Source organism: Cohnella sp. SGD-V74 (genome assembly GCF_003001675.1).
Classification (GTDB): domain Bacteria; phylum Bacillota; class Bacilli; order Paenibacillales; family Paenibacillaceae; genus Cohnella.
In genome coordinates this window covers 229,407-253,946 of the sequence record NZ_PVYW01000003.1, presented here as the reverse complement: position 1 = coordinate 253,946, position 24,540 = coordinate 229,407, and the positions used below count along the sequence as shown (strand labels likewise).

24 protein-coding genes are annotated in these 24,540 nt (G+C 59.1%); 15 read left to right on the top strand and 9 right to left on the bottom strand.

Features of this window, described 5'->3' with window-relative positions:
• Nucleotides 1–19: 19 nt before the first annotated feature.
• Nucleotides 20–733, top strand: a complete 714-nt coding sequence (gene ric, locus B0G52_RS06025) for an iron-sulfur cluster repair di-iron protein (protein WP_094042631.1) — start codon at nt 20–22, stop codon at nt 731–733.
• A 12-nt stretch (nt 734–745) separates the two neighbouring features.
• Here the strand turns inward: ric and B0G52_RS06020 are convergent, their stop codons facing one another.
• Complete coding sequence (locus B0G52_RS06020; protein ID WP_094042630.1) at nt 746–1,441, bottom strand: Crp/Fnr family transcriptional regulator; 696 nt, start codon at nt 1,439–1,441, stop codon at nt 746–748.
• 213 nt (nt 1,442–1,654) lie between these two features.
• Between B0G52_RS06020 and mobA the strand changes: the two genes are divergently transcribed.
• Together mobA and B0G52_RS06010 are read left to right on the top strand one after the other, a co-directional pair.
• Nucleotides 1,655–2,311, top strand: a complete 657-nt coding sequence (mobA, locus tag B0G52_RS06015) for a molybdenum cofactor guanylyltransferase (protein WP_094042629.1) — start codon at nt 1,655–1,657, stop codon at nt 2,309–2,311.
• A gap of 13 nt (nt 2,312–2,324) precedes the next feature.
• A complete protein-coding gene (locus B0G52_RS06010) occupies nt 2,325–3,059 on the top strand; it encodes a YwiC-like family protein (RefSeq protein WP_094042628.1) in 735 nt (244 codons plus the stop codon).
• A 64-nt stretch (nt 3,060–3,123) separates the two neighbouring features.
• Here the strand turns inward: B0G52_RS06010 and nrdD are convergent, their stop codons facing one another.
• Both nrdD and B0G52_RS06000 read right to left on the bottom strand, forming a co-directional pair.
• The gene (gene nrdD / locus B0G52_RS06005) at nt 3,124–5,082 is read right to left on the bottom strand and encodes an anaerobic ribonucleoside-triphosphate reductase (protein WP_094042627.1); all 1,959 of its coding nucleotides are present in this window, start codon (nt 5,080–5,082) and stop codon (nt 3,124–3,126) included.
• A 14-nt stretch (nt 5,083–5,096) separates the two neighbouring features.
• The gene (locus B0G52_RS06000) at nt 5,097–5,783 is read right to left on the bottom strand and encodes a radical SAM protein (RefSeq protein ID WP_094042626.1); all 687 of its coding nucleotides are present in this window, start codon (nt 5,781–5,783) and stop codon (nt 5,097–5,099) included.
• A gap of 258 nt (nt 5,784–6,041) precedes the next feature.
• Between B0G52_RS06000 and B0G52_RS05995 the strand changes: the two genes are divergently transcribed.
• The 3 genes from B0G52_RS05995 (at nt 6,042) to B0G52_RS05985 (ending at nt 9,896) form a co-directional block, all read left to right on the top strand.
• On the top strand, nt 6,042–7,742 hold the full coding sequence (locus B0G52_RS05995; RefSeq protein ID WP_094042625.1) for a methyl-accepting chemotaxis protein: 1,701 nt from the start codon (nt 6,042–6,044) through the stop codon (nt 7,740–7,742).
• A 163-nt stretch (nt 7,743–7,905) separates the two neighbouring features.
• Entirely contained in the window at nt 7,906–9,258 is a 1,353-nt protein-coding gene (locus tag B0G52_RS05990; protein WP_233162411.1) for a radical SAM/SPASM domain-containing protein, read from the top strand.
• A 125-nt stretch (nt 9,259–9,383) separates the two neighbouring features.
• Complete coding sequence (locus tag B0G52_RS05985; protein ID WP_158223603.1) at nt 9,384–9,896, top strand: hemerythrin domain-containing protein; 513 nt, start codon at nt 9,384–9,386, stop codon at nt 9,894–9,896.
• A 742-nt stretch (nt 9,897–10,638) separates the two neighbouring features.
• Here B0G52_RS05985 and B0G52_RS05980 read toward each other — a convergent pair.
• The gene (locus B0G52_RS05980; RefSeq protein WP_094042622.1) at nt 10,639–11,064 is read right to left on the bottom strand and encodes a YlbF/YmcA family competence regulator; all 426 of its coding nucleotides are present in this window, start codon (nt 11,062–11,064) and stop codon (nt 10,639–10,641) included.
• Nucleotides 11,065–11,221: 157 nt separating this feature from the next.
• Here B0G52_RS05980 and B0G52_RS05975 point away from each other — a divergent pair, with 157 nt between their 5' ends.
• Nucleotides 11,222–11,671 carry a V4R domain-containing protein gene (locus B0G52_RS05975; protein ID WP_094042621.1) on the top strand — a complete coding sequence of 150 codons (450 nt, stop codon included), beginning with the start codon at nt 11,222–11,224 and terminating at the stop codon, nt 11,669–11,671.
• A gap of 128 nt (nt 11,672–11,799) precedes the next feature.
• Here the strand turns inward: B0G52_RS05975 and B0G52_RS05970 are convergent, their stop codons facing one another.
• Entirely contained in the window at nt 11,800–12,819 is a 1,020-nt protein-coding gene (locus B0G52_RS05970) for a multicopper oxidase domain-containing protein (RefSeq protein WP_094042620.1), read from the bottom strand.
• A 310-nt stretch (nt 12,820–13,129) separates the two neighbouring features.
• On the opposite strand from B0G52_RS05970, the gene B0G52_RS05965 reads away from it, so the two are divergent.
• Nucleotides 13,130–14,236 carry a TIGR04053 family radical SAM/SPASM domain-containing protein gene (locus tag B0G52_RS05965; protein ID WP_094042619.1) on the top strand — a complete coding sequence of 369 codons (1,107 nt, stop codon included), beginning with the start codon at nt 13,130–13,132 and terminating at the stop codon, nt 14,234–14,236.
• A 93-nt stretch (nt 14,237–14,329) separates the two neighbouring features.
• The gene (hemG, locus tag B0G52_RS05960; RefSeq protein ID WP_094042618.1) at nt 14,330–15,763 is read left to right on the top strand and encodes a protoporphyrinogen oxidase; all 1,434 of its coding nucleotides are present in this window, start codon (nt 14,330–14,332) and stop codon (nt 15,761–15,763) included.
• Between the two features lie 206 nt (nt 15,764–15,969).
• Here the strand turns inward: hemG and B0G52_RS05955 are convergent, their stop codons facing one another.
• Nucleotides 15,970–16,248 carry a DUF2653 family protein gene (locus B0G52_RS05955; protein WP_094042617.1) on the bottom strand — a complete coding sequence of 93 codons (279 nt, stop codon included), beginning with the start codon at nt 16,246–16,248 and terminating at the stop codon, nt 15,970–15,972.
• A 6-nt stretch (nt 16,249–16,254) separates the two neighbouring features.
• Nucleotides 16,255–16,683 carry a hypothetical protein gene (locus B0G52_RS05950; protein ID WP_094042616.1) on the bottom strand — a complete coding sequence of 143 codons (429 nt, stop codon included), beginning with the start codon at nt 16,681–16,683 and terminating at the stop codon, nt 16,255–16,257.
• A gap of 155 nt (nt 16,684–16,838) precedes the next feature.
• Between B0G52_RS05950 and B0G52_RS05945 the strand changes: the two genes are divergently transcribed.
• Nucleotides 16,839–17,396: a DUF309 domain-containing protein gene (locus B0G52_RS05945; RefSeq protein WP_158223602.1), complete on the top strand. Its 558-nt coding sequence runs from the start codon at nt 16,839–16,841 to the stop codon at nt 17,394–17,396.
• Here the strand turns inward: B0G52_RS05945 and B0G52_RS05940 are convergent.
• Nucleotides 17,359–17,940 (bottom strand): beta-class carbonic anhydrase, encoded by a 582-nt coding sequence (locus B0G52_RS05940; RefSeq protein WP_094042614.1) that lies wholly within the window; start codon nt 17,938–17,940, stop codon nt 17,359–17,361. The genes B0G52_RS05945 and B0G52_RS05940 overlap by 38 nt on opposite strands.
• Nucleotides 17,941–17,942: 2 nt before the next feature.
• Complete coding sequence (locus B0G52_RS05935; protein ID WP_094042613.1) at nt 17,943–18,278, bottom strand: iron-sulfur cluster biosynthesis family protein; 336 nt, start codon at nt 18,276–18,278, stop codon at nt 17,943–17,945.
• Between the two features lie 122 nt (nt 18,279–18,400).
• Here B0G52_RS05935 and B0G52_RS05930 point away from each other — a divergent pair, with 122 nt between their 5' ends.
• From B0G52_RS05930 to B0G52_RS05910, 5 genes are all read left to right on the top strand, one after another.
• Nucleotides 18,401–19,930, top strand: a complete 1,530-nt coding sequence (locus B0G52_RS05930; RefSeq protein ID WP_094042612.1) for a carboxypeptidase M32 — start codon at nt 18,401–18,403, stop codon at nt 19,928–19,930.
• 14 nt (nt 19,931–19,944) lie between these two features.
• The gene (locus tag B0G52_RS05925) at nt 19,945–20,916 is read left to right on the top strand and encodes an aromatic acid exporter family protein (RefSeq protein ID WP_094042611.1); all 972 of its coding nucleotides are present in this window, start codon (nt 19,945–19,947) and stop codon (nt 20,914–20,916) included.
• Nucleotides 20,917–21,019: 103 nt separating this feature from the next.
• The gene (gene cotE, locus B0G52_RS05920; RefSeq protein WP_094042610.1) at nt 21,020–21,583 is read left to right on the top strand and encodes an outer spore coat protein CotE; all 564 of its coding nucleotides are present in this window, start codon (nt 21,020–21,022) and stop codon (nt 21,581–21,583) included.
• Nucleotides 21,584–21,778: 195 nt separating this feature from the next.
• Complete coding sequence (locus B0G52_RS05915; RefSeq protein WP_094042609.1) at nt 21,779–23,347, top strand: putative amidoligase domain-containing protein; 1,569 nt, start codon at nt 21,779–21,781, stop codon at nt 23,345–23,347.
• A gap of 290 nt (nt 23,348–23,637) precedes the next feature.
• Nucleotides 23,638–24,333, top strand: coding sequence for a 4'-phosphopantetheinyl transferase family protein (locus tag B0G52_RS05910; protein WP_094042608.1), 696 nt, complete (start codon nt 23,638–23,640; stop codon nt 24,331–24,333).
• Nucleotides 24,334–24,540: the final 207 nt, after the last annotated feature.

Genomic DNA, 24,540 nt, shown 5'->3' with positions numbered 1-24,540 from the left:
ACGAAAGGAAGGATCGGATATGAGCCAAAGATTTAATGGAGAAGAGAAAATCGGCAACATCGTGGCCGATTACCCGGGAGCAAGCCATCTGTTCAAGGAGGCGAAAATCGACTTCTGCTGCGGCGGGGATCGGCCGTTGTCCGAAGCCGCCCTTGGCCAAGGGTTGAACTTGGAGGAGCTTGTAAGCCGTCTGAACGCGGGATACGCGGAAGCGATCGCCAAGGCCGAAGCGGGAGAGGCCGATTGGAAGACGGCGCCGATCGCGGATCTGATCGATCATATCGTCGCCAGGCATCACGGCTATGTGAAGAAGGAGCTGCCGCACATCAGCGAGCTGTTGACGAAGGTGCTTCGCGTCCACGGAGCAGGACATCCCGAGCTTTCCTCGCTGCATAGACGGTTTCATCAAATGAAAATCGAGCTGGACCAGCATCTGATCGCCGAAGAAGAAGCGCTCTTCCCGCTGCTGAAGAGCTACGCGGCCGAGCCGAGCGCGGAGGCGAGGGAGAAGGCGGTCGCGGGGCTGGACGACCTGGAGAAGGACCACAGCGTCGTCGGCGACTATTTGAAGGAAATGAGAGAGGCGACGGACGGTTACGCTCTGCCGCCGGAAGCTTGCACGACGTATACGCTGGCGTTCGGCAAGCTGGTCGAGCTGGAAGCGGATCTGTTCGAGCATATCCATCTGGAGAACAACGTGCTGTTCCCGCGGGTCGAAGAAGGCCGGCTGTAATCGCGGTTCGGGTTACCGGATTTCCTTCTGCTGCTTTAACGCTTCCAGATCGATGATGACGATCCGGCTGCGATCGACTTCGAGCAGTTCGTCTTTGTTGAACTGACTGAGCAGCCGGTTGATCGTCTCTCTCGTCGTTCCGATAGAGTTGGCGATCTCTTGGTGGGTCATCGGCAGATTGATCGTAATTTTGTTGTCCTTAACGTCCCCGTGATGTTCCGCGAGCTGGAGCAGGAACGACAGCACCCGGTGCTTGACGTCCTGGCCGGAGAGCACCTGCAGCTTCTCCTGCAGCTCCCGGATTTTGTCGCCCATCACGCGCATCATCTTGATCGCGATCGACGGGGTATTCATCATCAGCCGTTCGAATACTTTGACGGGAATCGCCAGCAGCTGCGTGTCGACGATCGCTTCGGCCGTGGCCGGGTACGGATTCTGGTTGAAGAAGCCGGTATGCGGGAACATGTCGCCGGTTTTCAGGAAGGAAACGATCTGCTCGTGACCGTTCTCGTCCGTTTTATAGGTTTTCACCAAACCGTTCTTGATGAAGTAGACGGCCTCTTTCTCGCTGCCTTCGGTAAAAATGACGGATCTTCTCGAGATGGAACGGGAGATCGTAATTTCCTCGACCCGCGCCATCTCCTGGGGGTTCAAATCGTGGAACAACGGGACCTGATGCAGGAAAGCGGACGCTTTATCCTTGCTCATGGACATCCTCCTCGTATATCGGATCTATACAGTCTTAATTGTATCGGAAATCCCAGCAAGATGTATCCATCATTGGGATCGGTTTTCAACATATTAATGAATTTTGGCCGGAATGGCTGTGAGTTATGTCATAGAGGAAGTCGATCGGCGAGGACGATAATGGGATAGCGGGGAGAAGCGCGATTATTCCATGCGAATCCGGAGGAATGCGATGTGGATACGACCGATCGACTGCCGATTGACAAGAACGTTTGCCTCTCCGGCGTGATTCTGGCCGGAGGAAGAAGCCGGAGAATGGGCGGCCCCCATAAGGCGCTGCTGCCGTTCCGCGGAGAGAAGTTGATTCACCGGCAACTGAATGAGTTGAGGAAAATATGCTCGGAGATTATACTGGTCACGAACGAGCCGAGGACGTTCCTTCCGCTCGTGGACAACGAGGTTAGAATCATTACCGACTTCTATCCCGATAAAGGGCCGCTCGGCGGAATTCACGCCGCGTTGTCGCTCTCGAGCCATATGAACGTCTGGATCGTCGCTTGCGATATGCCGTTCTTGTCTCCGCAGGCCGCCCGATCGCTGCTGGAGATCAAGACGGACACAGGCAGCGAAGCGGCGGTTCCGTACTTCAACGAACGAATGTATCCGTTCCACGGCGTGTACGACAAAAGCTGCGTCGAACGGATACCGTATCTGTTCAGCCGAGGACAGTTCCGGGTCGGCGGGTTTCTGGACGCGATCCGCTGCGAGAAGGCGGCGGAGGCCGAGTTCCTGCGCCGGGGCATCGATCCGCGGTTTATTCTGAATCTGAATACGCCGGAGCAATACGAAAGTCTGCTTGCGCTCGAGTCGCAGGAGGCGGCAGACCGGTAACGGGGGAGTGACGATGAAAAAGAAGAAAAAACTGGTGATCCCTCACGAACACGGCGGATGGGCGATGGTCAGCGTGCCGTTCCTGGTCGGCATGGCGGCCGGAACTCCGCAATGGATTCATTTGCCGCTGTTCGCCGGATGGCTGCTCTTATATTTGGCTTCGTATCCGCTCCTGCAAGCCGTGAAGAGAGCGGCGAACCGGGCTTATATGCTGAAATGGGGAGCGGGATACGCGCTCGGCGCGCTGGCGTGCCTGATCCCGCCGCTGATCGACCGGCCGGAGCTGGCTTACTTCGGAATTCCGCTGGCCGCGCTGCTCGCGGTGAACGTCTGGCATTCGAAGCGGAAGTCGGAGCGGGCGCTGCTGAACGACCTGTGCGCCATCGTCAGCTTCTCGCTTGCCGCCGCTGCGGCTTACTTGGCCGGCGGCGGGGAATGGGGCGCCGAGATGGCCGCGCTCGTGGCGCTTAATTTCGCCTATTTCATGGGAACGGCGTTCTTCGTCAAGACCGTGTTCAGGGAGAGGCTGAATGCCCGATGGATCGCATACGCGAAAATCTACCATGTGCTGGCTCTTGCGTTTCCATGGACGATGGGTTACCCGCTGATGACGATTCCGTTCGTCTTCCCGGCATTGCGAGCGTTCGTATACGCCGGCCAAACGATGAGACCGGCCAAGGTCGGCATTATGGAGATCGTCGGGGCGCTGCAATTTTTGTTGTTGACCGTTTTTCTTTTCCATCAATAAAGAAGAAGCCCGATCCCGCCGGTACGTACGTTGGCGAGATCGGGTTTCTTTTTTATGCGGCTGTTTATTGCAGCTGGAGCGTTTCTTCCTTTTGCGTCCGAAGCGTTTCTTCCTTTAACCGTTTGCGCGTATTCCAATCGAAGCGTCTGGCCTTGCTCCAGAAGTTGAACTGTCCCGTGTAGCAGCCTTCTTCGTCGACCTGGATCTTCTTGCGGGCGATCATTTTAACGTAGCCGATGACCCGGCTGTAGGTCGCAAGATCGTCGCTGCCGCATACCGGGCAGAGCTCGACGTTCCTTCCGTCGTCGGCGACGATCTGCTGATTGCAGGAGAGGCAGCTCGTCAAAGTCGGCGTCAAGGTGATGTACTGGATCGGTTTGTCGAAGATTTTTCGCAAATAGTCCGCGAGCCGCTCGGGCGGCACTTTGCTTTCCAGGAAGTGGTGCAGAATGCTTCCCGAAGTGGCGTAAGCTTGAAATTCCGCGCTGTTCTCGATCTGCCGGACGAAGTCGTCTTCGCTGAAGGGCAGCATGCAGCCGGACGTCAAGTAGACGTGGTCCCCCGAGCCCTGCACGAAGATGTCGCGGCTCCGGCTCCGCGCCCATTTGACGTCGTGGCGGGCCAGCTTGATCGCCGCGTTCTCGCCGGGCGCATATTCGATGCCGCAGGCGACGCGGTCTCTCACGATAAATTCGTTAATCTGTTCCGTCATAAACTGCATGATCCGATGAGCCAGAAGTTTGCCCGCCTCGTTGTTCATTCCTCCCGCATATCCGGCGTTGATCAGTCCTTCGTGCATGCCCGCCACGCCGAACACGTTGAAATAATTGGACAAGTCGCGGTTAAACGCGAAGAAGGTCGGATACAGCTCCTTGTTGCGTTCGATCCATTTTCGCTTCGCCATATGGCCTTCCTGCATGACGTTCAGAATCTCGGCGATTTTGGAGAACAGCGCTTTTTCGTCATGGCCGTATTCGAGCAGCATTCTGTTCAGATTCAAGTTCAGCACCTGCACCGCGCCGGTCGAGCCGGTCGAGCTGCCGAAGATGCCGCTGCCGACCCGGGACAGCACGTTCAAATCGATCTGCAGCCTGCAGCACAGGCTGCGGCTCGCTTCCGGATCGCGCGGCTTCAAGTAGGGATTCAGCCGGGTATAGCGTTCATCCCGGAACGGAGCGGTGCGGAAGTTCTCGAAGTAGACGCCGCCCCAGCGGTACATCCCGTCGAGCAGCTCCAGAAACAGGCGGTTGCCGTAGTCGAAATCGTCGTCGATCGGCACGGTCAGCAGCGGGAAGGTGAACGGAATGCCGTTGCCCGTTCCCTCCTTCATCACTTCGATGACGGCGCTGTTGATCCGGTCGAAGTAGGAGGCGGGGATGTCGCGATAGGAGATGTCGAGCGGCGCTCCGCCGATGATCACGAGCTCGTCCTTGATCTCGTCGGACGGCTTGCCGAATTCGAGCGTAATGTTGGTGAACGCCGATTGGGAGCCGCCGCGCAGCGGCATATTCATCTCCCAGATCAGGCTCTGGAATAATTGCGTCAGCTCGTCGTCCGTGAAGCTGCGGCCATGTATGCGTTCCTCCGCGTACAGATAAGAGGCCGAGATCGTCGTCATCTGCGACAGCATGACCGCTCCGGACACCTGCTGGGACATGAGCACGACGACGTTGCTGAAATGCCGAAGCAGCGTGTCCAGCTTGCGGGTCGGCTTCGAGCTCATCATGTTTTTGGCCAGCGTGGGAATGCCCTTGGTCGCGATGTCCTTGCAAGACACGCTCAGGCAGTAAGGGCTGAGCTGCTTGTCGTGAATGTAGACGACGCCGTCTCTGTACAGCTCGGTCAGCGCGGCCGGCAGCACGTTGTCCAGAAGATAGCGCTCCTCCGAGAAGTTGGTCAGATTGTGCCGGAGCAGCGGCAGGGAGTAGACGAAGTTGCTGTTTTCCCGTTTCAAATAATCGGCTTGCTTCGTTTCCGACGGGGAAGTGAACGTCTCGATGATTTCTTCTGTACGGTTGAACATGGCGAATCCTCCATTCAAAAGTGTGAGTGCCCCCGCGCGGCTTGCGGAGGATAATACGGATTCAGAAAGTAGGGAACGCGACTGTCGTGCTTGGCGTTCAATTCGTTCACGTAAGCGCGGATCTCCTCGAAGTATTCGTCGCTCAGCAGCGGGTATCGCACGGTTCGCACCTGGCTGGCTTCGCCGTTGTGCCGGATGACGGCTTCCACGGACTCGAGCATGTCCCGGTGCATTCGGCGGGAAGGCGCCGTTCCGATAATCGCTTCATAGACGTCGGAGTCTTCGACGGGGTCCAGCAGATGATAGGGAAGCTTCATATCGATATGTACGCCGTCAATCAGTCTAAGATCGAGCAGCATCCGCAATTTGTGCGGATAAGTGCCGTTCGTGTACACGATAACGGTACCGTCGAACGCGTCGCGCACTTGGCTGAAGAAATCGGCCATATCGGCGGTACGGTTGACGAGAAATTCCCCTCCGCTGACGAGCAGGGCGTCGAACAGCCCGGCGCTCGCCCGAATGCGTTCGACGGCCTGAGCGGCGGTCAGCCGGCTCGCGTCCGGTTTGGCGGCGATCAGCTCGTCGTAATTGTGACAGCCGAAGCAGCGCATATTGCAGCCGTTCCAGCTGTGGATAAGCAAAGACACGCGCCCAGGCAAATCGTCGAACGTGCGAGTAAATCCGGGATAGAAAGCGAGCATCCCCAAGTCCCTCCTTCATGAAAATAAGCGCTGGCTCACCTCCTTGGTTCCAATGACACTATATATAGGCGATGAAAAGAATAGTAATACAACATATTGTTTCGGTAAAGTGATAAAAATCACAAAGTCGACGATTTTATTTTCGAAATCCGCACAATGCCGCAGCCCGCTCAAGCGAGTGATCTTCCTCACTAACCGAAATACCATTTTCTGCTATAATCTAGCGGTCACCATACAGTCCATTTATTGGAGGGAATCATGAAAGCCGGGATCACTGGGAAAATGACCGCTATCGTCCTGTCCATCGTCCTCGTCAGTTCTGCCATCGTCATCTTCGTCAGCTACTGGAACAGCTACAATCAGGTCAAGGCCGCGGCGGGCGTGGAGTTGACCGGCTGCGCGAACATTACGATCGGCATTCTCGACCCCGGGGCAATCCGGAAGCTGGCCTCCGGCGACGATTCTCCCCTGGACCAAGTCCAGCGCGATATCAGCTGGACGATCGCGCAGAAACCAATCTTCAAGAACCAATACGTCCTGTCTCTGGACGGCACAGTGCTGGCAGCGGATGCTTCGCTTCAGGCCCAGGGAGTGAAGGCGGGAGATTCTTATTATCTGGATTCGGAAGCGCTTGATATGATTCGTACGATGAAGCATCCGGCCTACTCCGGCGTGTACGAATTCGCCGGCAGCAAGAGAATAACCGGCTACGCGCCGATCTTCGAGAATAACGACCCAAGCGGGGAGCTTATCGCGCTGAATGCGATCGATTTCGACGCCGGGATTTTGGCCGAGCGGACATGGACGATGATCGGGGATACGATGCTGATCTGCTTGCTGCTGCCCTTCGTCGCCGCGGCGATCACGATTCTGTTCGTTCGAAGGACGATCGCGCCGCTCAAAATCGTGAACGAGGAAGTTCGCCGCGTCGCCGGAGGCGACTTCACCGCGATGTCGGGAGAGATCAAGAGCCGGGACGAAGCCGGACAGCTGTTCAAGAGCTTCGGGAGCATGGTCGGCGACTTGTCCTCTCTGGCCCAAGGGATGATGCGTACGTCCGACCAATTAACCGAAGCGAGCCGCGAACTGACGCAGACGGCTGCGCGGACGGGCGAGGCGTCCCGTCAGATTTCGCTGGCCGTGGACGAGGTGGCGGCCGGGGCGATGCGGCAGGTCGAGCGCGCCGGCTCGGTGATCGAGCTGGTGGAGCGCGCCAAGCGGGAGATCGCGAACGGGAATCTCAAAGCCGGCTCGGCCGCCTCGGCGGCGGTGCGGTCCACGGGCGAGGCGAGACGCGGCGAAGCCGCTATTCGCGAAGCGGTCGAGCATCTTCGCGCGGTGACGGAATCCGTGAAGCAGTCCGCTGGTTCGATCCGCGCGCTGGGCGGACGATCCGAGGAGATCGGCGGCATCGTGACCGTTATCTCGCAAATCTCTTACCAGACGAACCTGCTCGCCCTCAATGCGGCTATCGAAGCGGCCAGGGCCGGACAGCAGGGCAGAGGCTTCGCGGTAGTGGCCGGGGAGGTGCGCAAGCTGGCCGAGCAGTCCAAAGCTTCCGCGGAGCGGATCGCGGATATGGTCGGCGAAATTCGGGAAGAAACGGCGCAGACGGTATCCGCGATGGAGCATACGCTGGAGGCGGTCGAGCGTCAGGCGGATTATATGCATGAAGGAGGAGAAGCGCTTGCTTCCATCACGGAGCAAGTCGTTCGCACGGAGCAGAGCGTGAAGGAGCTGCAGCAAATTTCGCAATACGTCGCGAACTTCATAGAGGAGGTGGTCGAAGCGACGACGGAATTCGTTCAGTTCATCCAGCAGACGGCCGCGTCGTCCCAGCAGGTGGCGGCGTCTGCGCACGAGCAGTCGGGCTACGTCGATCGCATCGCGGCGCAAGCCGGCACTCTGGAGGCGGTATCGGCCGGACTGACGGAGAAGGTTCGCAAGTTCAAAGTGTAGCTTCGGTCGGGGAGGAAGCGGCTATTGCCGCAGAGGGTGACCGTCGTCACATCGGGCGGTCTTCGGATATGGTACATTAGCGACCGAGTACATCGCGAAGGAAGGGAGGGGTGGCTTTGTCGAGCAGGAAGCGGAGCGGGCTGGCGGAAGCGGCAAGCCCCGCATGACGGTCCGCGTTGGCGAGCGGCGGCATTGGATAGCTTCGCGGTATACCCGATTCGTAAGCGTCGAAGGCGATCGAGGCGGTGGGGGAATGCTGTACAACTCCTATACCGGAGCGCTGGCAGCCGTCTCTTCCGAGGAGCAAGGCCAGGTTGCCCGCTTGCTAAGCGGAGTAATCGAGACGCCGGAGGATGCGGAGGGGCTGGCCGGGGAATTGCTGGCCGCGGGTTTTCTCGTTCCGGCCGACGCGGACGAGCTGCGGCTGGCCTCGCAATTTCACGAGGCGCTTAAGACGGCGGGGACGATGCACCTTGTCCTGATGCCGACGGAGGCGTGCAACTTCCGCTGCGCGTATTGCTATCAGACGTTTAAGCGCGGTGCGATGACAAGGGACGTCATCGAAGGGCTTAAGGCATACGTTCGGAAAGCGGCGGAGCGCGTCAGCCATCTGTTGGTCAGCTGGTTCGGGGGAGAGCCTCTGCTTGCGTTCGATACGATTGTGGAATTGTCCGACAGCTTCATGGACAGCTGCAGGCGAGGCGGCGCCCGGTATTCGGCGGATATGTCCACCAACGGATACGGACTGACCAAGGAGAAGCTTGCCGCGTTGATCGAACGCCAAGTTCGCCGATACATGATCACCGTCGACGGCGAAGCCGGCGTTCACGACCGCAGAAGGAAGCTTCGCGGCGGCGGCGGGACTTATCGGACGATTATGGACAATTTGAGAGAGCTGCGATCCTTGGACGCAGAGTATACGGTCGATCTTCGCGTCAACTTCGACGAGGATAACGTTGCGGGGTTGAAGGCGTGGCTGAATGAATTGTCCGATCTGCTGGGCGGGGATCGTCGCTTCGGATTGCTGGTTCGGCCTGTCGGGCGGTGGGGCGGCCCTCGGGACGCCCAACTGCCCGTCTGCGACAGGACGGCGTCCGACCGCTATCTATGGGAGCTCGCCGAATACGGCCGCCAGGCCGGTCTGCCGATCAGCGGAGCGGTTGCGGACGCGCTCATGCCGGCAGGATCGGTCTGCTACGCGGCCAAGCCGAACGCCATGGTCGTCGGAGCGGACGGCAGCCTGTACAAATGTTCCGTGGCGCTGGACGACGAAGCGAACCGGGTCGGCCAGCTGGAGCGGGACGGAACGATGCGGCTGGATCGCGACAAAATCGCGTTATGGACGGATTCGGGCGAAGAGCAGGACGCGGTATGCCGAGCGTGCTTTTACCGTCCCGCATGCCAGGGCAACCATTGCCCGCTGTACCGGATGAGAACGGGCAAGCGGCCTTGTCCGCACGAGAAGAGGAAGCTGAAGCGGGCGCTGGGGCTGCTATGGAACGATCATGTCGAATAAAGAAGGAGGGGACGCGGATGAAGCTCATCAGACCGCCCGTTACCACGATGCAAGCGCTGCAGACAGGCAAAGTGATGAAATCGGTCCCGGGTAACTTGAATTAACGGGTTGCGGAGGTGATTGCGGTGAACGAAAAAACGAGTCAACGATGGGAAAAGGCAAGCTTGGGCGATCTGATCGATTATATCGTGAACGTCCATCATGCGTATTTGTACAAGGCGCTGCCCGAAATCGACCAATACGCGCGGACGATCGAGAGCGTCCATGGAAGCTATCAGCCGGAGCTGGGCGAAGTGCGCAAGCTGGTCTCCGACGTGCGCAGGGAGCTCGAGCTGCATCTGACGCGGGAGGAGAAGGATATGTTTCCGCTGATCGGCAAGCTGGAGCGGGAGCCTTCCTATGAGAGCCTGCGGCAAGCGGAGAGAATGATCCGCGCGCTGGAGAGCGATCATCAGTCCTGCGAGGAGACGCTGGCGCGGCTTCGGACGGTGACGAACGATTACGAACTGCCGGAGTGGGCATGCCCGACGTATAAGCTGGCTTACGAGAAGCTGCAGGAGCTGGAAACGGATCTGGCCCTCCATGCCGCGCTCGAAGACGAAGTTCTGTTTCCGCGCGCTCTGGGCAGGCAGGGGTAGCAGGGGCTGCAGGACATTGGCAAGACTTCGGCAAGACTTCGGCAAGACATAAGGAAGGGCATGAATGCGCTCCGCTGCGGGAGAGATTCATGCCCTTCTGGCTTGCGTATGCGATAGGGGGCGGGCGGCGGAAGCCGGGTCCGTTCGCTAGACACGCCCTAGTAGAGCATTCCAGAAGTAAAATGCGATTGCGCTCGAAGCCGATGCAATCTTACTCTCCAACCCGACACAGCGTGGCTGCAGCTACTCTGACGCCCCATTCGCTGCTCCAACCCGACACAGCGCGGCTGCAGCTACTCTGACGCCCCATTCGATGCTCCAACCCGACACAGCGCGGTTGCAGCTACTCTGACGTCCCATTCGTTACTCCAACCCGACACAGCGCGGTTGCAGCTACTTTACCAGCTCATTCGATGCTCCAACCCGACACAGCGCGGTTGCAGCTACTCTACCGGCCCTTTCGCAGCTCCAACCCGACACAGCGCGGTTGCAGCGACTCTACCGGTCCTTTCGCTGCTCCAACCCGACACAGCGCGGTTGCAGCTACTCTGACGCCCCTTTCGCAGCTCCAACCCGACACAGCACCGTTGCAGCTACTCTGACGTCCCATTCGTTACTCCAACCCGACTCAACACGGTTGCAGCGACTCTGACGTCCCATTCGATGCTCCAACCCGACTCAGTAAGACTGAGTCAGCCCAGATTCTTCAACATCTTGGTTACGTTACTTCGGGGGCGCTCTACTAGTGGCTGTGGCCGCTTCCGCAGCTGCCGCCGCAGCCGCAGTCGCCTTTCTTGAGGTCTCCCGGCTCCGGGAGGCGGTCGAGCTCGACCGTTTTTGTGAAATATTGGCTGATCTTATCGTGAAGCTGACCGAACTCGCGCTGGGCGTACAGAAACTTGCGAATGACGGAATTGTCGTACAGCGCCCGCTCTTCCTGCTCGTAATCGGCGATCTCCTCGGATGTCAGCTCGATATCCGCGTCCTCCTTGTGCCGCAGATGCTGATGCTTCTCCATAAAGCGCTCATACTGCTGCAGCGACGATTCGTCCGAAGCGAAATGGTCGATCGAATCGCGCAATTCCTTGTAGCCTTCTTGCCCGAGCAACGTCTCGCAGAGCTCCTTCATTTTCTCCATGATCGGATCGCCGTCCAGCTTGATAACCATATGTCTGCCTCCTTGTCGTCTTGCTCTCTCTCACTTTAATCCAAATGAAGCCGGGCGACTGTGACGACCCTCACACCTTGGACAATGGCGGTGTGATAGGATGACATTGATCACAGCCCCAAGAGAAGGCGGGAGCAACCAAGGGAGGCGCAGGCGGATGCAGGGATTTTCGTATGAGGATATGCAGCAGATCGACAGGGCGGAATTGGGGGACCAGGTTCCTCTGGAGCTGTTCCGGACGATTCGTTTGATCGGCATGTATCAGGGGTTGCCGATGGGCGGACGAGGCACGACGCTGACGATTGGCAGGAAGATCGGAGAGAGTCTCCCCGTCCGTTCTCTCGAAGAGCTGTTGGCCTTGTTCCGGAAGTTAAAGATCGGCATTCCGAGCATTGTCCATCGCGACGATCGCATCGTGCGGGTGGCGGTGGAGGATTGCTTCTGCAAAGGTCTGCCGGTGCTGGAGGAGAAGCTCGTGTGCGATCTGGAAGGCGCGATCATGGAAGGGGCGCTGACGCGGATATCGGGACAGCGGGTTACGGTCAAGGAAATCAAGTGCAACGTGAACGGGGACGACTGCTGCGAGTACGAGATCAGGTTTAACTGAAGGCGCGCGGCGGAGCGGGCGGAAGGAAGCGGTCGGAAAGACCGGGAGACTCGGATAAACGACCAGAAACGGGGGAGATCCGTTCCCCCGTTTCTGTTCATCGTTCGTTCTATGCGTTCGCGGCGAGTTTAGTGGCCCATAGCCGCCGATCCGTCGTCCGTGCCGTCCGCGGTGACTCGAAGAATGGCGACGGCGCCTTTGGAAGCGTGGTTGAACTGGTGGGTGACGATCGGGTAATCGCCTTCTTCCGTGACGGTGAACTCGACGACCGCTCCGCCGCTGGCCGGAAGCATGATCGTCTGCAGCCCATGCATCAAGTTGTCCGGGTGGCCGTCCACGTACACTCGATCCAGAATGGTGCCGACGACGTGGAAGGACGACACTTCGTTCGGGCCGACGTTGTTGACGTACAGCCGGACCGTATCTCCGACCTTCGCCAGCAGCGGCTTTTCCTTCAAGCCGTAGTCGTTGCCGTTAAACACGACGTATTCAGGTTCGGCGTTCAGCATCGCTTCCATGTCGTTCTCAGCGTACCATTCGCTCTGCACGATCGTATACGACCGGTCGATCTCCGCATCCGACGGATAGCCGTTTTCCGGTTCGACGATGATGACGCCGTACATGCCGTTGGCGATATGCTGAAGCACGGGGGCGGTGCCGCAGTGGTACATGAATACGCCGGGGGAGTTGGCCGGGTATTCGAACGTGCCTTGCTCGTCGGGCAGGACGTTGATGAATTTCTTGCTCGGCGCCGCGTGAACGGCATGGAAGTCCATCGAATGCGGAATGTCAGGGTCGAGATTTCTCAGGGTGAATTTGAGCGTATCTCCTTCTTTGACCCGAAGGACCGGACCGGGCGCCGTTCCGTTAAACGTCCAGGCGTTGTAGACGACGCCTTTGGAGATCTCGATGTCCGTCACCTGCGACGTCATCTCGATCTCCACGACGCTGCCGTTTCTCTTGACGATCGGCTCTACCGGAGGCTGATTGATCCGATTCGCCGCAGCGGAGGCGACGGGGGCAACCGCCGTTTTCGCTGCAGCGTTTTCATGAACCGTCTTGGAGGAAGCGTCCTGCCGCTGGCAGGCGGGCAGGATCAGCAGGGCGGCAACGGCGAGCGCGACTAAGGTGATCCAAGGTTTGCGCATGCGAATCATTCCTTTCAATGTGATTTAATTCACAATGCAGTGTTGAAAAAAAAGTCGATTCCATCGACAGCGACAGCGGCGGCAGAAACGTGGTTTGCTCCTCCTGGCCAGGGGGTGTTGTGATCTCCGCTTACCTTAAACGTACAAGAAAGACAAGCGTGCAAATGTGACAGGGAACACGTATTTGAGGTTGTCGCAAATCTGTAACAACTTGTAAAGGAAGGCGGGAATGTGATGAGCCTCACAGCTGGCGGAAGCAAACTCCTCTAGGCTAAGGAAAGCGAGAAGCAGTCCGAAAGGAGGCGACGTCATGTCGTCGATCGTTCGAGAGAGAGATTACAACGTAAATCCGTTTATCGTCATCTGGGAAGTGACCCGGGCCTGCGCGCTGAAATGCCTGCATTGCCGGGCCGAAGCGCAGTATCGCGCCGATCCCCGCCAGCTGACGTTGGAAGAGGGCAAGAAGCTGATCGACAGCATCGCGGAGATGGACAATCCGTTGTTCGTGTTCACCGGAGGAGATCCGCTGATGCGCCCGGATCTGTTCGAGCTGGCCCGATATGCGATCGAGGAGAAGAAGCTCCCCGTATCGATGACGCCGAGCGCCACCCCGAGAGTGACGCGTGATGCGATCCGCAAGGCGAAGGAGGTCGGACTGTCGCGCTGGGCGTTCAGCCTGGACGGCTCCCGGGCGGAAATCCACGATCATTTTCGCGGGACGAAGGGCTCCTACGATCTGACGATGAGAGGGATCGAATATTTGCAGGAAATGCAAATCCCGATCCAGATCAATACGACGGTGTCGCAGTACAATCTGCACGATCTCGAAGCGACGGCCGAGAAGGTGAAGGAGATGGGCGCGGTGCTGTGGAGCGTCTTCTTCCTCGTTCCGACCGGGCGCGGGATGGAGAAGGACATGATCTCCCCGGAGCAGCACGAAGAGGTCATGAAGTGGCTGTTCCGCGTTCAGCAGCGCATGCCATACGGTGTGAAAGCGACGGAGGCTCCGCATTTTCGCCGAGTGTTCATGCAGGAGAAGATGCGGGCGGGGGCGGGGCAGGAACAAGCCGGGGCGAAAAGGGCCGACCTGCTCGGGCGCGCGCACAAAGGGGTCAACGACGGGGACGGCTTCGTCTTCATCAGCCATATCGGAGACGTGTACCCGAGCGGGTTCCTGCCGATCTCCTGCGGGAACGTCCGGGAGACGCCGCTGCCGGACATCTACCGCAATTCTCCGCTGCTGCAGCGGCTGCGCGACAAATCGCTGCTCAAGGGGAAGTGCGGAGCATGCGAATTCAAGGAGCTGTGCGGCGGTTCCCGGGCCAGAGCTTACGCCGTGACCGGGGACGAGTTGGAGAGTGATCCGTATTGCGCGTATATTCCGAAGAAATGGCGGGAGCGAAGCCCGGTCGGTTGATGCGGGATCGCGGCGAAGAGAAGGCGAAAAACAGCCGGTTAAACGGTACAGCGGCAAAGAGACGGCGACAGATGGAGAAGGGCGGTGCTGAGGATGGACGGCAGGCGGTTAAAGATCGTCGTCGCAGGCGGAGGAATTACAGGAATGAGCGCGGCATTTTATGCCGTTAAATATCTTGCGGAACGGGGCGCTGCGGCCGATATCGTTCTTGTGGAGAAAAGCGGAAGGCTCGGCGGGCAGATCCGGACGCTGTATCGCGACGGCTTCATTATCGAGCAAGGGCCGGATTCCTTCCTGGCCCGCAAGCCGGCCGTCCTGAAGCTCGTTCGCGAGCTGCATCTGGAGGAGCGCCTGGCGTCGACCAATCCGGACCCGCAAGCGAAAAAGAACTACATTCTGCACAAGGGAAAGCTCCACGAGATGCCGCTGGGGCTTGTGCTCGGCATTCCTACGGCGCTGACTCCCTTCGTCAAGACGGGGCTCGTCTCCCCGCTCGGCAAGCTTCGCGCCGCGATGGATTTGCTGCTGCCGCGCCGGAAGGACGAGAGCGACGAGTCTTTGGGCGGCTTTATCCGGCGCCGGCTGGGCAAGGAGGTGCTGGACAACATCACGGAGCCGCTGCTGGCCGGCATCTACGCCGGAGACACCCAGTCGCTGAGCCTGCAGGCGACCTTCCCGCAATTCCGCCAGATCGAGCGCGAGCACCGCAGCCTTATGATCGGGATGCTGGCGGGCAAGAAGAGCGCGCCGGCGGCTGCGACGGATACGCCGAAAGTCGCGAGGAACAGTCTGTTCCTGACGTTCGATCGCGGCCTGTCGACGCTGGTCGAACGGCTGGAGCAGGCGCTGCCGATGGTTCGGAAGCTGAAGGGAGCCGGTATCGCGACAATCGGGAAGGAAGCCGACGGCTACCGGCTGCAGCTCGAAGACGGTACGGCGCTGCAGGCCGACGGCCTGATTATGGCGACGCCCGCGATGGAAACGGCCCGGCTGCTCTCCGACGTTGCGGAAGCGCAGTGGCTGAACCGCATCGCGTACGCCTCCGTGGCGAACATCGCTCTGGCTTATCGTGCGGCGGACGTCCCCGGCGCGCTGGACGGCTCAGGCTTCGTCGTTCCGCAACGGGAAGGCAGGCTGATCACGGCGTGCACCTGGTCGTCGTCGAAGTGGCCCCACGCCGCGCCACCAGGCAAAGTTTTGCTTCGAACGTACGTCGGCAGGGCGAACGCCCAGGAATGGTTGAACCTGTCGGAGGAGGAACTGATCGCCGGCGTCCGGGCGGATCTTCAAGCGACGATGGGCATAACCGCCGAGCCGCTGTTCGTCGAGATCAGCCGCTGCCATCGCTCGATGCCGCAATACCCGCTCGGCCACCGGGACCGGTTAAAGGAGTTGCGGGCGAGGCTGGCAATCGAGAAGCCGGGCTTATGGCTATGCGGCGCCGGCTACGAGGGCGTGGGCATCCCCGACTGCATCGAGCAGGGACGGAAGGCGGCTGAGCAGGCGGTCTCGTATGCACTGTCTTGAATATCGGCGCCCCCGTAGATCTTCCGCCGAATCAATCAGGGGCCGAAATGACGAAATCTCCGCCCGGCGCTACTAGGGCGGAGATTTCTGGTATTCGCAGGTTACAACGAGTTGTCGGGTTTTCCGGTTCAAATTTCAGGATCGTATAGCAGCGTAAGGAGATAGATGCCCATTACCATTCACCTATCGATAATTGTTCGGGAGGCTTAAGCGCGGATATCCGCCCACATCTCGTCTTCGACGTCCAATTCGATCTGCGAAGGGTAGACCCGCTGTCCGTATTCGTTCAGCACGTAGCGCATGATCGCTTCCTTCAGGTTGGCCTCGACCAGAAACCGGCTGCGGCCCTGTACCCATACTTCGGCGCTGAAGCCGTTGTCCTCGTCGTACAGCAGCTCGACTTCGACCGATTCGACCGGAACCTCGTGACGTTCGGCCATGTTAAGGCAGACGGCGTTAACGATCTGATCCATCGTAAGGCGCATGACCGGTTACCATCTGCGCTGCTGCGGGTTCTGATTCTGCCTGCGGCGCTTGAACGCGTCATACGCGGCGCGGAAGACGACGAAAAGGACGAACAGCGCGAGCACGTTGACGAGCAGGCCCAGCATGTTGGCGAAGAACCCGGTGCCGAACATGCCGCCGAACAGCAGGCCGGCCAGACCGCCGATCATCAACCCTTTCATGAAGCTGCCGCCGCTGAAAAATCCGCGATTCCCCGTTCCCGCCGCGGAAGTCCCGGACGACGAGTTCGTCGTCGAGCTCTTGCTGACGCCGTCCTGGGACTGGGCGGGCGTCTTGTTGAACGATTTCTTGCCGGAGCTGAACGAGCGGGGTCTCGCGTCGGCGTAGTCTGCCGGTACCGTTACGGCTATCGTGAAGGCGAACAGGCTCATCATGATCATCATCTTTTTCCACATGGTGCAGTTCCTCCTGAAGGTGGTTGTAAGTGTCTTACTTTATTACTTACGGTCGGGTTCATTTGCGGTTTCAGTCACATTCTGGGATGCCGAGCGGCCCGAATTGCGTTATGCTAAAGGAAAGGAAGATGCGGAAGAAGAGAGGAAGAAGCAGGATGAGAGCCATCGAGTATCCGCCGGCCTATATCGATTATTTGGCCGAATATTACGGTTCGCGGGATTATTTCGAGTGTCACGAGATTATGGAAGAATTTTGGAAGGAGAACGAATGGCCGGAGTATCGCACGTGCTGGCTCGTGCTCATCCGGATCGCGGTATGTCAGTATCATTCCCGGCGGGGAAATTGGACCGGAGCGATCAAGCTGATGGGCAAAGCGGCGGACGAGGCGGAACCCGAGCTGTTCGACCGGCTGGGCATCGACGGCGGCGAGCTGGCCGAGCTGTTAAGACGTACCGCGCGCGAATGGGGCGAGCCGGACGCGAGTTACCGGGACATCGACCTGCCGATTCGCGACGAACGCTTGCTGAGCGCCGCGAAGCAGCGCTGCCTGGAGCTTGGCTATACATGGAACCTGCCGGGGCTTGAAGCGGGCGAAGAGGTGATTCACCGCCATTTGACGCGAGATCGGGAGGAGGTCGTCCTGGCCCGGGCCGAATCGGCGAGGCTCAAGGCGCTCAGCCGCGGGATTCGAGAGCCAGATACCCGTCCGTGACGACTTCGAGCTCACCCGTGTCGGGGTGAATGATCAAGCCGTGCACCGGCGTGCCCGGTGGAAGCAGCGGATGGTTGCGAACGATCTCGACGCTGTTCTCGACGCTCTCGCGCACGCTGTCGAAGCCGGTCAGCCAACGGTACAGGTTGATGCCGGAGTGGCGAAGCGTATGGATGACATGCTGCGGGATGCCCCGCGCCTCCATATGGCGGACGACCTCGTCCGGATTGATGCCGGTCATGCCGCAATCGTGATGGCCGACGAGAAACACTTCGTTGGCGTGCAGCTCGTACAGCGCGACGAGCACGCTCCGCATAATGTTGCCGAACGGGGAAGTGATGATGGCTCCGGCGTTTTTAATAATTTTGGCGTCGCCGTTCTTCATGTTCATCGCCTTCGGGAGCAGCTCCGTCATGCGGGCGTCCATGCAGGTGACGATGACGACCTTCTTCTCCGGCGGCCGGTTCGTCGTCAAGTACTGTTCGTAATCTTTGTTTTCGACAAATTGCTTGTTGAAGGTCAATATTTCATCGAGTTTGCGCAAGGTCATTCCTCCTTGTTTCTTCTGTCCTCCAGCCTGAGCTGGTTGCTGTAGATTTGGCCGTCGCTGGCCAGTTTGAACGCGCGTTTGGAAGGGTCGTAGGAAACCCGCATCCGCTCGTCGAAAAACACCTCGTGACGCTTCTCGTACCAGACCTCCACGCCATTGCTCTGGGCCTGCAAATCGCCGGCTTCCGGCGCGTCGATCGACCACAAGGCCGCCACTCCGTTCATCGCGCAGCCGCACCCTTCGGAATCCGATGCCAGCTTCCAAATTCGCGCCTCTTGACCGTAACGGTTCGCAATCTCCGTCAAAGCCGCTTCGCTCCACTCCACGATCATGTCATTTTCCCCTTTTCGCCCCGTTCGAATTCCAGCCTGCAAACAAACAGTAAGTTGATTATAAATTTTGAGGGGAGTATGATCAAGGAGACAATATCCAGTGCAGAAAGGTTGTGCCATCGATGAGCAGCGCGGATCTGACCGCAGCGGCGCCGCTGAAGCGGTTTCGGGAACTGACGGGTCAAATTAAACAATACGAGGAAATATTGGGTCTGGTCTATTGGGATATGAGGACGGGAGCGCCGCGCAAAGGCATCGAGCTTCGTTCCGAAGCGGTAGGGGCGCTGTCCGCGGAGACGTTTAAGCTGTCGACGTCCGAAGAGATGGGCGAGCTGCTGCGGGAGCTGAACAAGCCGGAACAGTTGGCTGCGCTGGACGAGATCGACCGCCGGCTCGTCGAGGAGACGGCCAAGGATTACGAGCGCAACCGCCGCATTCCGCCGGACATGTACCGCGAGTACGTCGTGCTCACGTCCCAGTCCGAGTCCGCGTGGGAAGAGGCGAAGGCGAATAACGACTTCGAAGGCTTCGTTCCTTATTTGGAGAAAATCATCGAGTTTAACCGCAAGTTCATCGAGCTGTGGGGCGTCAAGGCGACGCCGTACGATACGCTGCTCGACGCATACGAGCCCGGATTGACGACGGAGGAGCTGGACCGGTTGTTCGGAGAGCTGCGGGCGCGGCTCGTGCCGCTGGCCGAGAAGATCGCTTCGTCCGGGAATCGGCCCGACAGATCGTTCCTCATCGGCGAATTCGACAAGGAAGCGCAGAAGAAGTTCAGCAGGCTGATTCTGAAGGAGATGGGCTACGACTTCGAGGCCGGCAGGCTGGACGAGAGCGTGCATCCGTTCGCGACGGGGCTGAACAAGAACGACGTGCGCATTACGACGCGTTACTTGCCGGACGACTTGACGAGCGCGCTGTTCGGCACGATTCACGAAGGCGGGCACGCGCTCTACGAGCAGAACATCAAGGACGAGCTGGCGAATACGCCGCTCTGCACGGGAACGTCGATGGGCATTCATGAGTCGCAGTCCCGCCTGTGGGAAAACATGGTCGGACGCAGCCGCGGCTTCTGGACGAAATATTTGCCGGCGCTGAAGGAGCATTTTCCGGGGCAGCTTGACGACGTGTCGGCCGAAGCGTTCTACCGGGGCATCAATATCGTGGAGCCGAGCTTGATCCGGATCGAAGCGGACGAGCTGACGTACAATCTTCACATCATGATCCGCTATGAGATCGAGAAGATGCTGTTTAATGAAGGATTGAATCCGCGCGACCTGCCGGAAGTGTGGAACCGCAAGTACGAGGAAGCGCTCGGCGTCACGCCTCCGAGCAACGCGCTGGGCGTCCTGCAGGACGTGCACTGGTCGGGCGGAGCGTTCGGCTACTTCCCGTCCTACTCTCTGGGCAACATGTACGCCGCGCAGATTATGGATACGGCCCGCCAGGAAATTCCCGATCTGGACGAGCAGATCGCATCCGGGCAGTTGCTCCCGCTTAAGGAGTGGCTGACCGACAAGGTGTACCAGTACGGCAAGTTGCAGCGTCCTTCCGAAATTATCGAACGGATCACCGGACAGCCTCTGCAATCCTCCTATCTGTGCGACTACCTGGAAAATAAATATCGGGACATCTATCGTTTGGAATAGAGGAGCTTTTGCGGATGGGGTTTAGGGTCATCAAGACGGCGGCGGCCACGCTGGCGGCGATCTATACCGCATACTTGCTCGGGGTGGAAAATCCGCTGGCGGCCGGCTTGCTCGCCATACTCGGGGTAGAGACGACCCGCTGGCGCGGCATCCGCGTCGTCGCGGCCAGGTTCGGGGCGTCCGTGCTCGGTCTCGGGCTGGCGTCGCTGCTGTTCGGACTGGTCGGCTTTCATATTTGGGTGCTTGCCGTGTACATCCTGCTTGCCTTCCCGGCGCTCGGCCGCTTCGGATTGAAGGAGGGCGTCGTCACGGGTGCGGTCGTCGTGTTCCATCTGTTCGCTCGCGGCGAGGTGACGCTCCATGCGCTCGGAACGGAGCTGGCGCTGCTTCTGATCGGCCTCGGCTGGGCGACCGTCTTTAATCTGGCTTACATGCCGAAGGAGAACAAGGCGCTGACGGAGCTTCGGTACTTGACGGAGCATGCGTTCTCGGAAGTGTTCCGCCGGCTGGCGGAGCATCTGCGCAATCCCGATACGGTGTGGGACGGCGACGAAATATTGCAGGCGGAATCGGCGATCGAAGAGGGCATCTCGATCGCGAACCGGGCGCGCGAAAACCGGCTTATCCCGCAGGACGAGCCGTGGCAGCTTTATTTTCAGATGCGCAGGCAGCAGTTCGAGTCGATTCAGCTGATGATGGAGTGCATCGCGCTCGTATCGAGGCATGTCCCGCAAGCGGACCTGATCGCGGTGCTGTTCGACCGGCTGCAGCAGGATGTCCGGTCGGAGTATTACGAAGGCGAGACCGAGAGGATGCTGACGGAGCTCGAGCAGGGTTTCCGGGGTTTGCCGCTGCCTCGGACGAGGGACGAATTCGAAATTCGCGCCGCGCTGTTCCATCTGTCGCGGGAGCTGCGACGTTTTCTTAGCGTGGCCGTCCGAATGAAAAAACGGAAGTCAACTTCCGCCCATGCGATCATACAATGAAACGTATAAGTTCAAGTTTGTGCATGGATACATTTTTGTCACTCTAGACGAATGTCCTGCATAGACTTTAAGTGACTTGATCGTATGGAGGAGGTCTACCGAAATGGCTATTGCGGATAAACGGCTGCAGCGCAGGGAAATCATCACGAAGGCGGTTTGCGGCAAAGGCCGTAAGTTCTCGACGATTACCCACACCGTAACGCCGCCGCACCACCCGACCAGCATTCTGGGCGCGTGGATCATCAACCATCAGTATGAGGCGGTGAAATCGGGGAACGGAATCGAAGTCATCGGGTCTTACGATATCAACATCTGGTATTCGTACAGCAAAAATTCGCAAACCGACGTCGCCAAAGAAACGATCTCCTACGTGGAGCACATTCCTTTGTCGTACGTCGACCCAAGGCACCGCGCCTCCACCGAAGAAGTCTCCGCGGACGCAACGCAGGAGCCTAACTGTGTGGAAGCGACGGTCAGCTCGAACGGGTCTTCCGTCCTGATCCGCGTCGAACGGGAATTCGCCGTGGAAATGGTGGCGGAGACGAAAGTGTACGTTATCGTCGATCCGGTCGGGGGAGACGACGACGGCAAAGATGTCGATTTCGGCGTGGGCGAGGATGCGGATTACGAGGATCTCGATTCCGATCTTCTGGAAGACGATTTGTGATCGGTTCGGTCATCGGCCGGTACTTAAGTCTATGCGGACGCGGATCAAAAGTCGAGGGCGGATGCCCTGTCGGATCAACGGGATAAGCCTGATTGCAGCAGGGGCGAACATGGGGAAGGGTCATTCGGCTTCGGCGTTTACGCGCCGCCTGCGGGACGGCCCTTCCCGTGTTTGGCTTCGGATGGAGGGAGCCGTATGGCGCGCGGTGCCGGAGCGTTGAAAATGTGGATCGCCGGAGGCGCCGGGGCTGGCGCTCGGAAGGAGCTCGCTCGCGAGGCGGGCATTCCGGTGCTGCGGACTTTGGCGGATGCCGGGCCTAACGATTGCGTGATCGCGGGCGGGACTCCTGCCGGAGGCTTGGCGGCGGGATCGGGAGCTTCTTCGGCTGGCGTTGGTTATCCCGTTCGTTCAGTGGGGGCGCTCGTGGGTAAGGCGACTGGTTATCCCATTCGGTCAGATGACGTCGGGAAAACGCCCGAACGGTCGGGGCAATCGGCAGCTTTGTCGGTATCCCCTTGGCTCATGAACGCTGCGGCGTCCGAAGTTGCGGCGCTTGGCGATCAGGAGTTGGAGAGGAGACTGCGGCGCGAAGGGGTGTCGGCTCGGATCGGAGAGCAAGGCGGCGGAATGAAACTAACCGTTGTCGTATGGGGCTTCGACGCGTTGGAGATGCGCAGGGCTTCAGTGGGTGAAGGAGTAATTAATGACGTTAAGTATGTGAGGGGCGCTGTTGGTCAAACCGCAATTTTGGACGAGCATGCGCTGTGGAAACCGGCGCAGAGACTGGCTGTACGCGCCGTCTATGCATTGGGGCTCGATTTTGGACAAGTCGACTTGCGGGTAAGCGAACAAGGCAGACTTGCCGTCACTGCAGTGGATGCGCGGCTGCTGCTGCATACGTCCGAAGGCAAGCGGAGGTGGCGGGAGACGGCGGCAGCATTCGCAGAGCGGTGGGCTGCGGAGACGACGGAGGGATCGGGCGTGCAGACAATGCTCGGCGCGGACCCGGAGTTCGTGCTGCTCTCGTCCGCGGGACGGGTTGTTCCGGCATCCCGCTACTTTCCCTATGAGGGGGAAGCCGGATGCGACTCGATGCGCGTGCGCGGCGAGAAAATATGGCCGCTTGTCGAGCTGCGGCCCCGACCGTGCCCGGAGCCGGCGCAGCTGACCGCAGAGCTGCACGGCCTGCTGCGCGAAGCGGCCGGGCGCACCGCCGGCGTCGCTCTGTCTTGGCGCGCAGGCGCTTTGCCCGTGCCGGGCGTGCCGCTGGGCGGGCACGTGCATGTGAGCGGCGCGGCGCTGCACGGCGAGCGGCTGCGCGCGCTCGACAACGCCGTGGCGCTGCCGCTTCGGCTGCTGGAGCCGCCGGGCGCGGGAAGCCGCCGCCCGCGTTACGGCGCGCTCGGCGACGTGCGGCGGCAGCCCCATGGCGGCTTCGAGTATCGGACGCCGCCGAGCTGGCTTGTCTCCCCGAGGCTTGCGCTCGGGGTGTTCGCGCTGGTGAAAGTGGCGAGCGAGCATTCGCGCGAGTTGGCGGCTTGCGGCCGACCTCTCGACGAGGAACGGGTGCGCGAGGCGTTCTACTCGGGCGACCGGGAGACGCTGCTGTCCGCGGCCGCACGAGTGCATCGAGCGCTTGCCGGAACGTCGGGTTATGCGGCTTACCGCGAACCGATCGACTTCGTGTTCGAGGCGATCAAGCGGGGCAAGAGCTGGAACGAGAACGCCGACATCCGCGTGAAATGGCGAATTCCCGTGCGTTGACCGGGGTTCGCCGGTGAGTGTTGCAGGGAATTGCTCGAAAGAATCGTACACAGGCGCTCAGATGGGATACAGTAGGCGGAACTCGAAAAATAACCTCGGTAATTAGTAACATGGCTTATGCAGTTCGCTCCATTGCATGGCAATGGCTTGAGCTTAAAAAGATTTTGCAAGGTATAAGGACTTTCGCCCCTCCGCGTCGAAGAGAATAGCAATGCGAGAGCAGAAGGATCGGCTTGCGCCGAAAGCCCATCTCCGCCATTACGCCGACCGGCTCACAGGGGGACAGGAAATTGAACGAAATCCAGCTGTATGTCGTCCCCGTCAGGGACGAATTCGATCTCGGCAAGCTCGATCGACGCCTTGACTTATTGGACGAAGAGGAGCTGCAGGTCTATCGCCGCTATCAAGTTGACTTCAAGAAAGTGGAGTTCGCCATTGGCCGGATCTTGCTGAAGACGCAGCTGGCGCAGCGAATCGGAGCCGATCCGCGAACGATTCATTTTCGCAAAAATCAATACGGCAAGCTCTATCTCCCGGAGCATGACGCCGACATAACAAGCGAACAACTGTTTTTCAATCTTTCTCACACCGATAAATTGATCGTCTGCGCGATGACGACATTATCCGACATTGGCGTGGACGTGGAGCGGCTCGCCAAGGACCATTTAACGATTATGTCCAGAGTTTTTAATCAAGCGGAGATAGATTACGTGAATGAACAGCAGGGCGAGGAAGAAAAGCTGAATGCGTTCTACATGGTGTGGACGAGGAAGGAGGCGCATATGAAGGCCAAGGGAATGGGTTTTTCTCTGCCTCCTCTGTCATTCTCCGTACCTGTTCGGCCGGGCCGAGCCGCGCAAGGGGAATGGGAGTATTACACCTGCCGCCTTCGGGGGAAATATATGCTTTCCACTGCGCTGCACAATCCGACAGGATGCGACATCCAATACCGCATTCAAGAAATGGATTACGAGCAGATCGGGTGACCGCCGTCCGCCGGAATCCGACGGCAAATGCGCAACTCGCCCATCCAAACGCATGAAGTCCGCCGAGCAGACAAGAAGCTCAACGGGCTTCTTTTGTATTCCCGATTTCCCGACAAAGACTCGAATTATTTTGAATATTAGTGAAAAGTATCCCTGGATAAAGAATCTTGGCACTTGCTGGCCGATGGAAAATTTAAGTAATCTTTA

Coding starts and splice junctions, on each gene's coding strand:
- B0G52_RS06000 (WP_094042626.1), bottom strand. CDS start 5,783: ATGCTCGCTTTCTATCCCGGATTTACTCGCACGTTCGACGATTTGCCT.
- B0G52_RS05995 (WP_094042625.1), top strand. CDS start 6,042: ATGAAAGCCGGGATCACTGGGAAAATGACCGCTATCGTCCTGTCCATC.
- ric (WP_094042631.1), top strand. CDS start 20: ATGAGCCAAAGATTTAATGGAGAAGAGAAAATCGGCAACATCGTGGCC.
- nrdD (WP_094042627.1), bottom strand. CDS start 5,082: ATGTTCAACCGTACAGAAGAAATCATCGAGACGTTCACTTCCCCGTCG.
- B0G52_RS05945 (WP_158223602.1), top strand. CDS start 16,839: ATGAGAGCCATCGAGTATCCGCCGGCCTATATCGATTATTTGGCCGAA.
- B0G52_RS05935 (WP_094042613.1), bottom strand. CDS start 18,278: ATGATCGTGGAGTGGAGCGAAGCGGCTTTGACGGAGATTGCGAACCGT.
- B0G52_RS05950 (WP_094042616.1), bottom strand. CDS start 16,683: ATGTGGAAAAAGATGATGATCATGATGAGCCTGTTCGCCTTCACGATA.
- B0G52_RS05915 (WP_094042609.1), top strand. CDS start 21,779: ATGGCGCGCGGTGCCGGAGCGTTGAAAATGTGGATCGCCGGAGGCGCC.
- B0G52_RS05975 (WP_094042621.1), top strand. CDS start 11,222: ATGCAGGGATTTTCGTATGAGGATATGCAGCAGATCGACAGGGCGGAA.
- B0G52_RS05955 (WP_094042617.1), bottom strand. CDS start 16,248: ATGCGCCTTACGATGGATCAGATCGTTAACGCCGTCTGCCTTAACATG.
- cotE (WP_094042610.1), top strand. CDS start 21,020: ATGGCTATTGCGGATAAACGGCTGCAGCGCAGGGAAATCATCACGAAG.
- B0G52_RS06020 (WP_094042630.1), bottom strand. CDS start 1,441: ATGAGCAAGGATAAAGCGTCCGCTTTCCTGCATCAGGTCCCGTTGTTC.
- hemG (WP_094042618.1), top strand. CDS start 14,330: ATGGACGGCAGGCGGTTAAAGATCGTCGTCGCAGGCGGAGGAATTACA.
- B0G52_RS06010 (WP_094042628.1), top strand. CDS start 2,325: ATGAAAAAGAAGAAAAAACTGGTGATCCCTCACGAACACGGCGGATGG.
- B0G52_RS05930 (WP_094042612.1), top strand. CDS start 18,401: ATGAGCAGCGCGGATCTGACCGCAGCGGCGCCGCTGAAGCGGTTTCGG.
- B0G52_RS05925 (WP_094042611.1), top strand. CDS start 19,945: ATGGGGTTTAGGGTCATCAAGACGGCGGCGGCCACGCTGGCGGCGATC.
- B0G52_RS05980 (WP_094042622.1), bottom strand. CDS start 11,064: ATGGTTATCAAGCTGGACGGCGATCCGATCATGGAGAAAATGAAGGAG.
- B0G52_RS05970 (WP_094042620.1), bottom strand. CDS start 12,819: ATGCGCAAACCTTGGATCACCTTAGTCGCGCTCGCCGTTGCCGCCCTG.
- B0G52_RS05965 (WP_094042619.1), top strand. CDS start 13,130: ATGTCGTCGATCGTTCGAGAGAGAGATTACAACGTAAATCCGTTTATC.
- B0G52_RS05990 (WP_233162411.1), top strand. CDS start 7,906: ATGACGGTCCGCGTTGGCGAGCGGCGGCATTGGATAGCTTCGCGGTAT.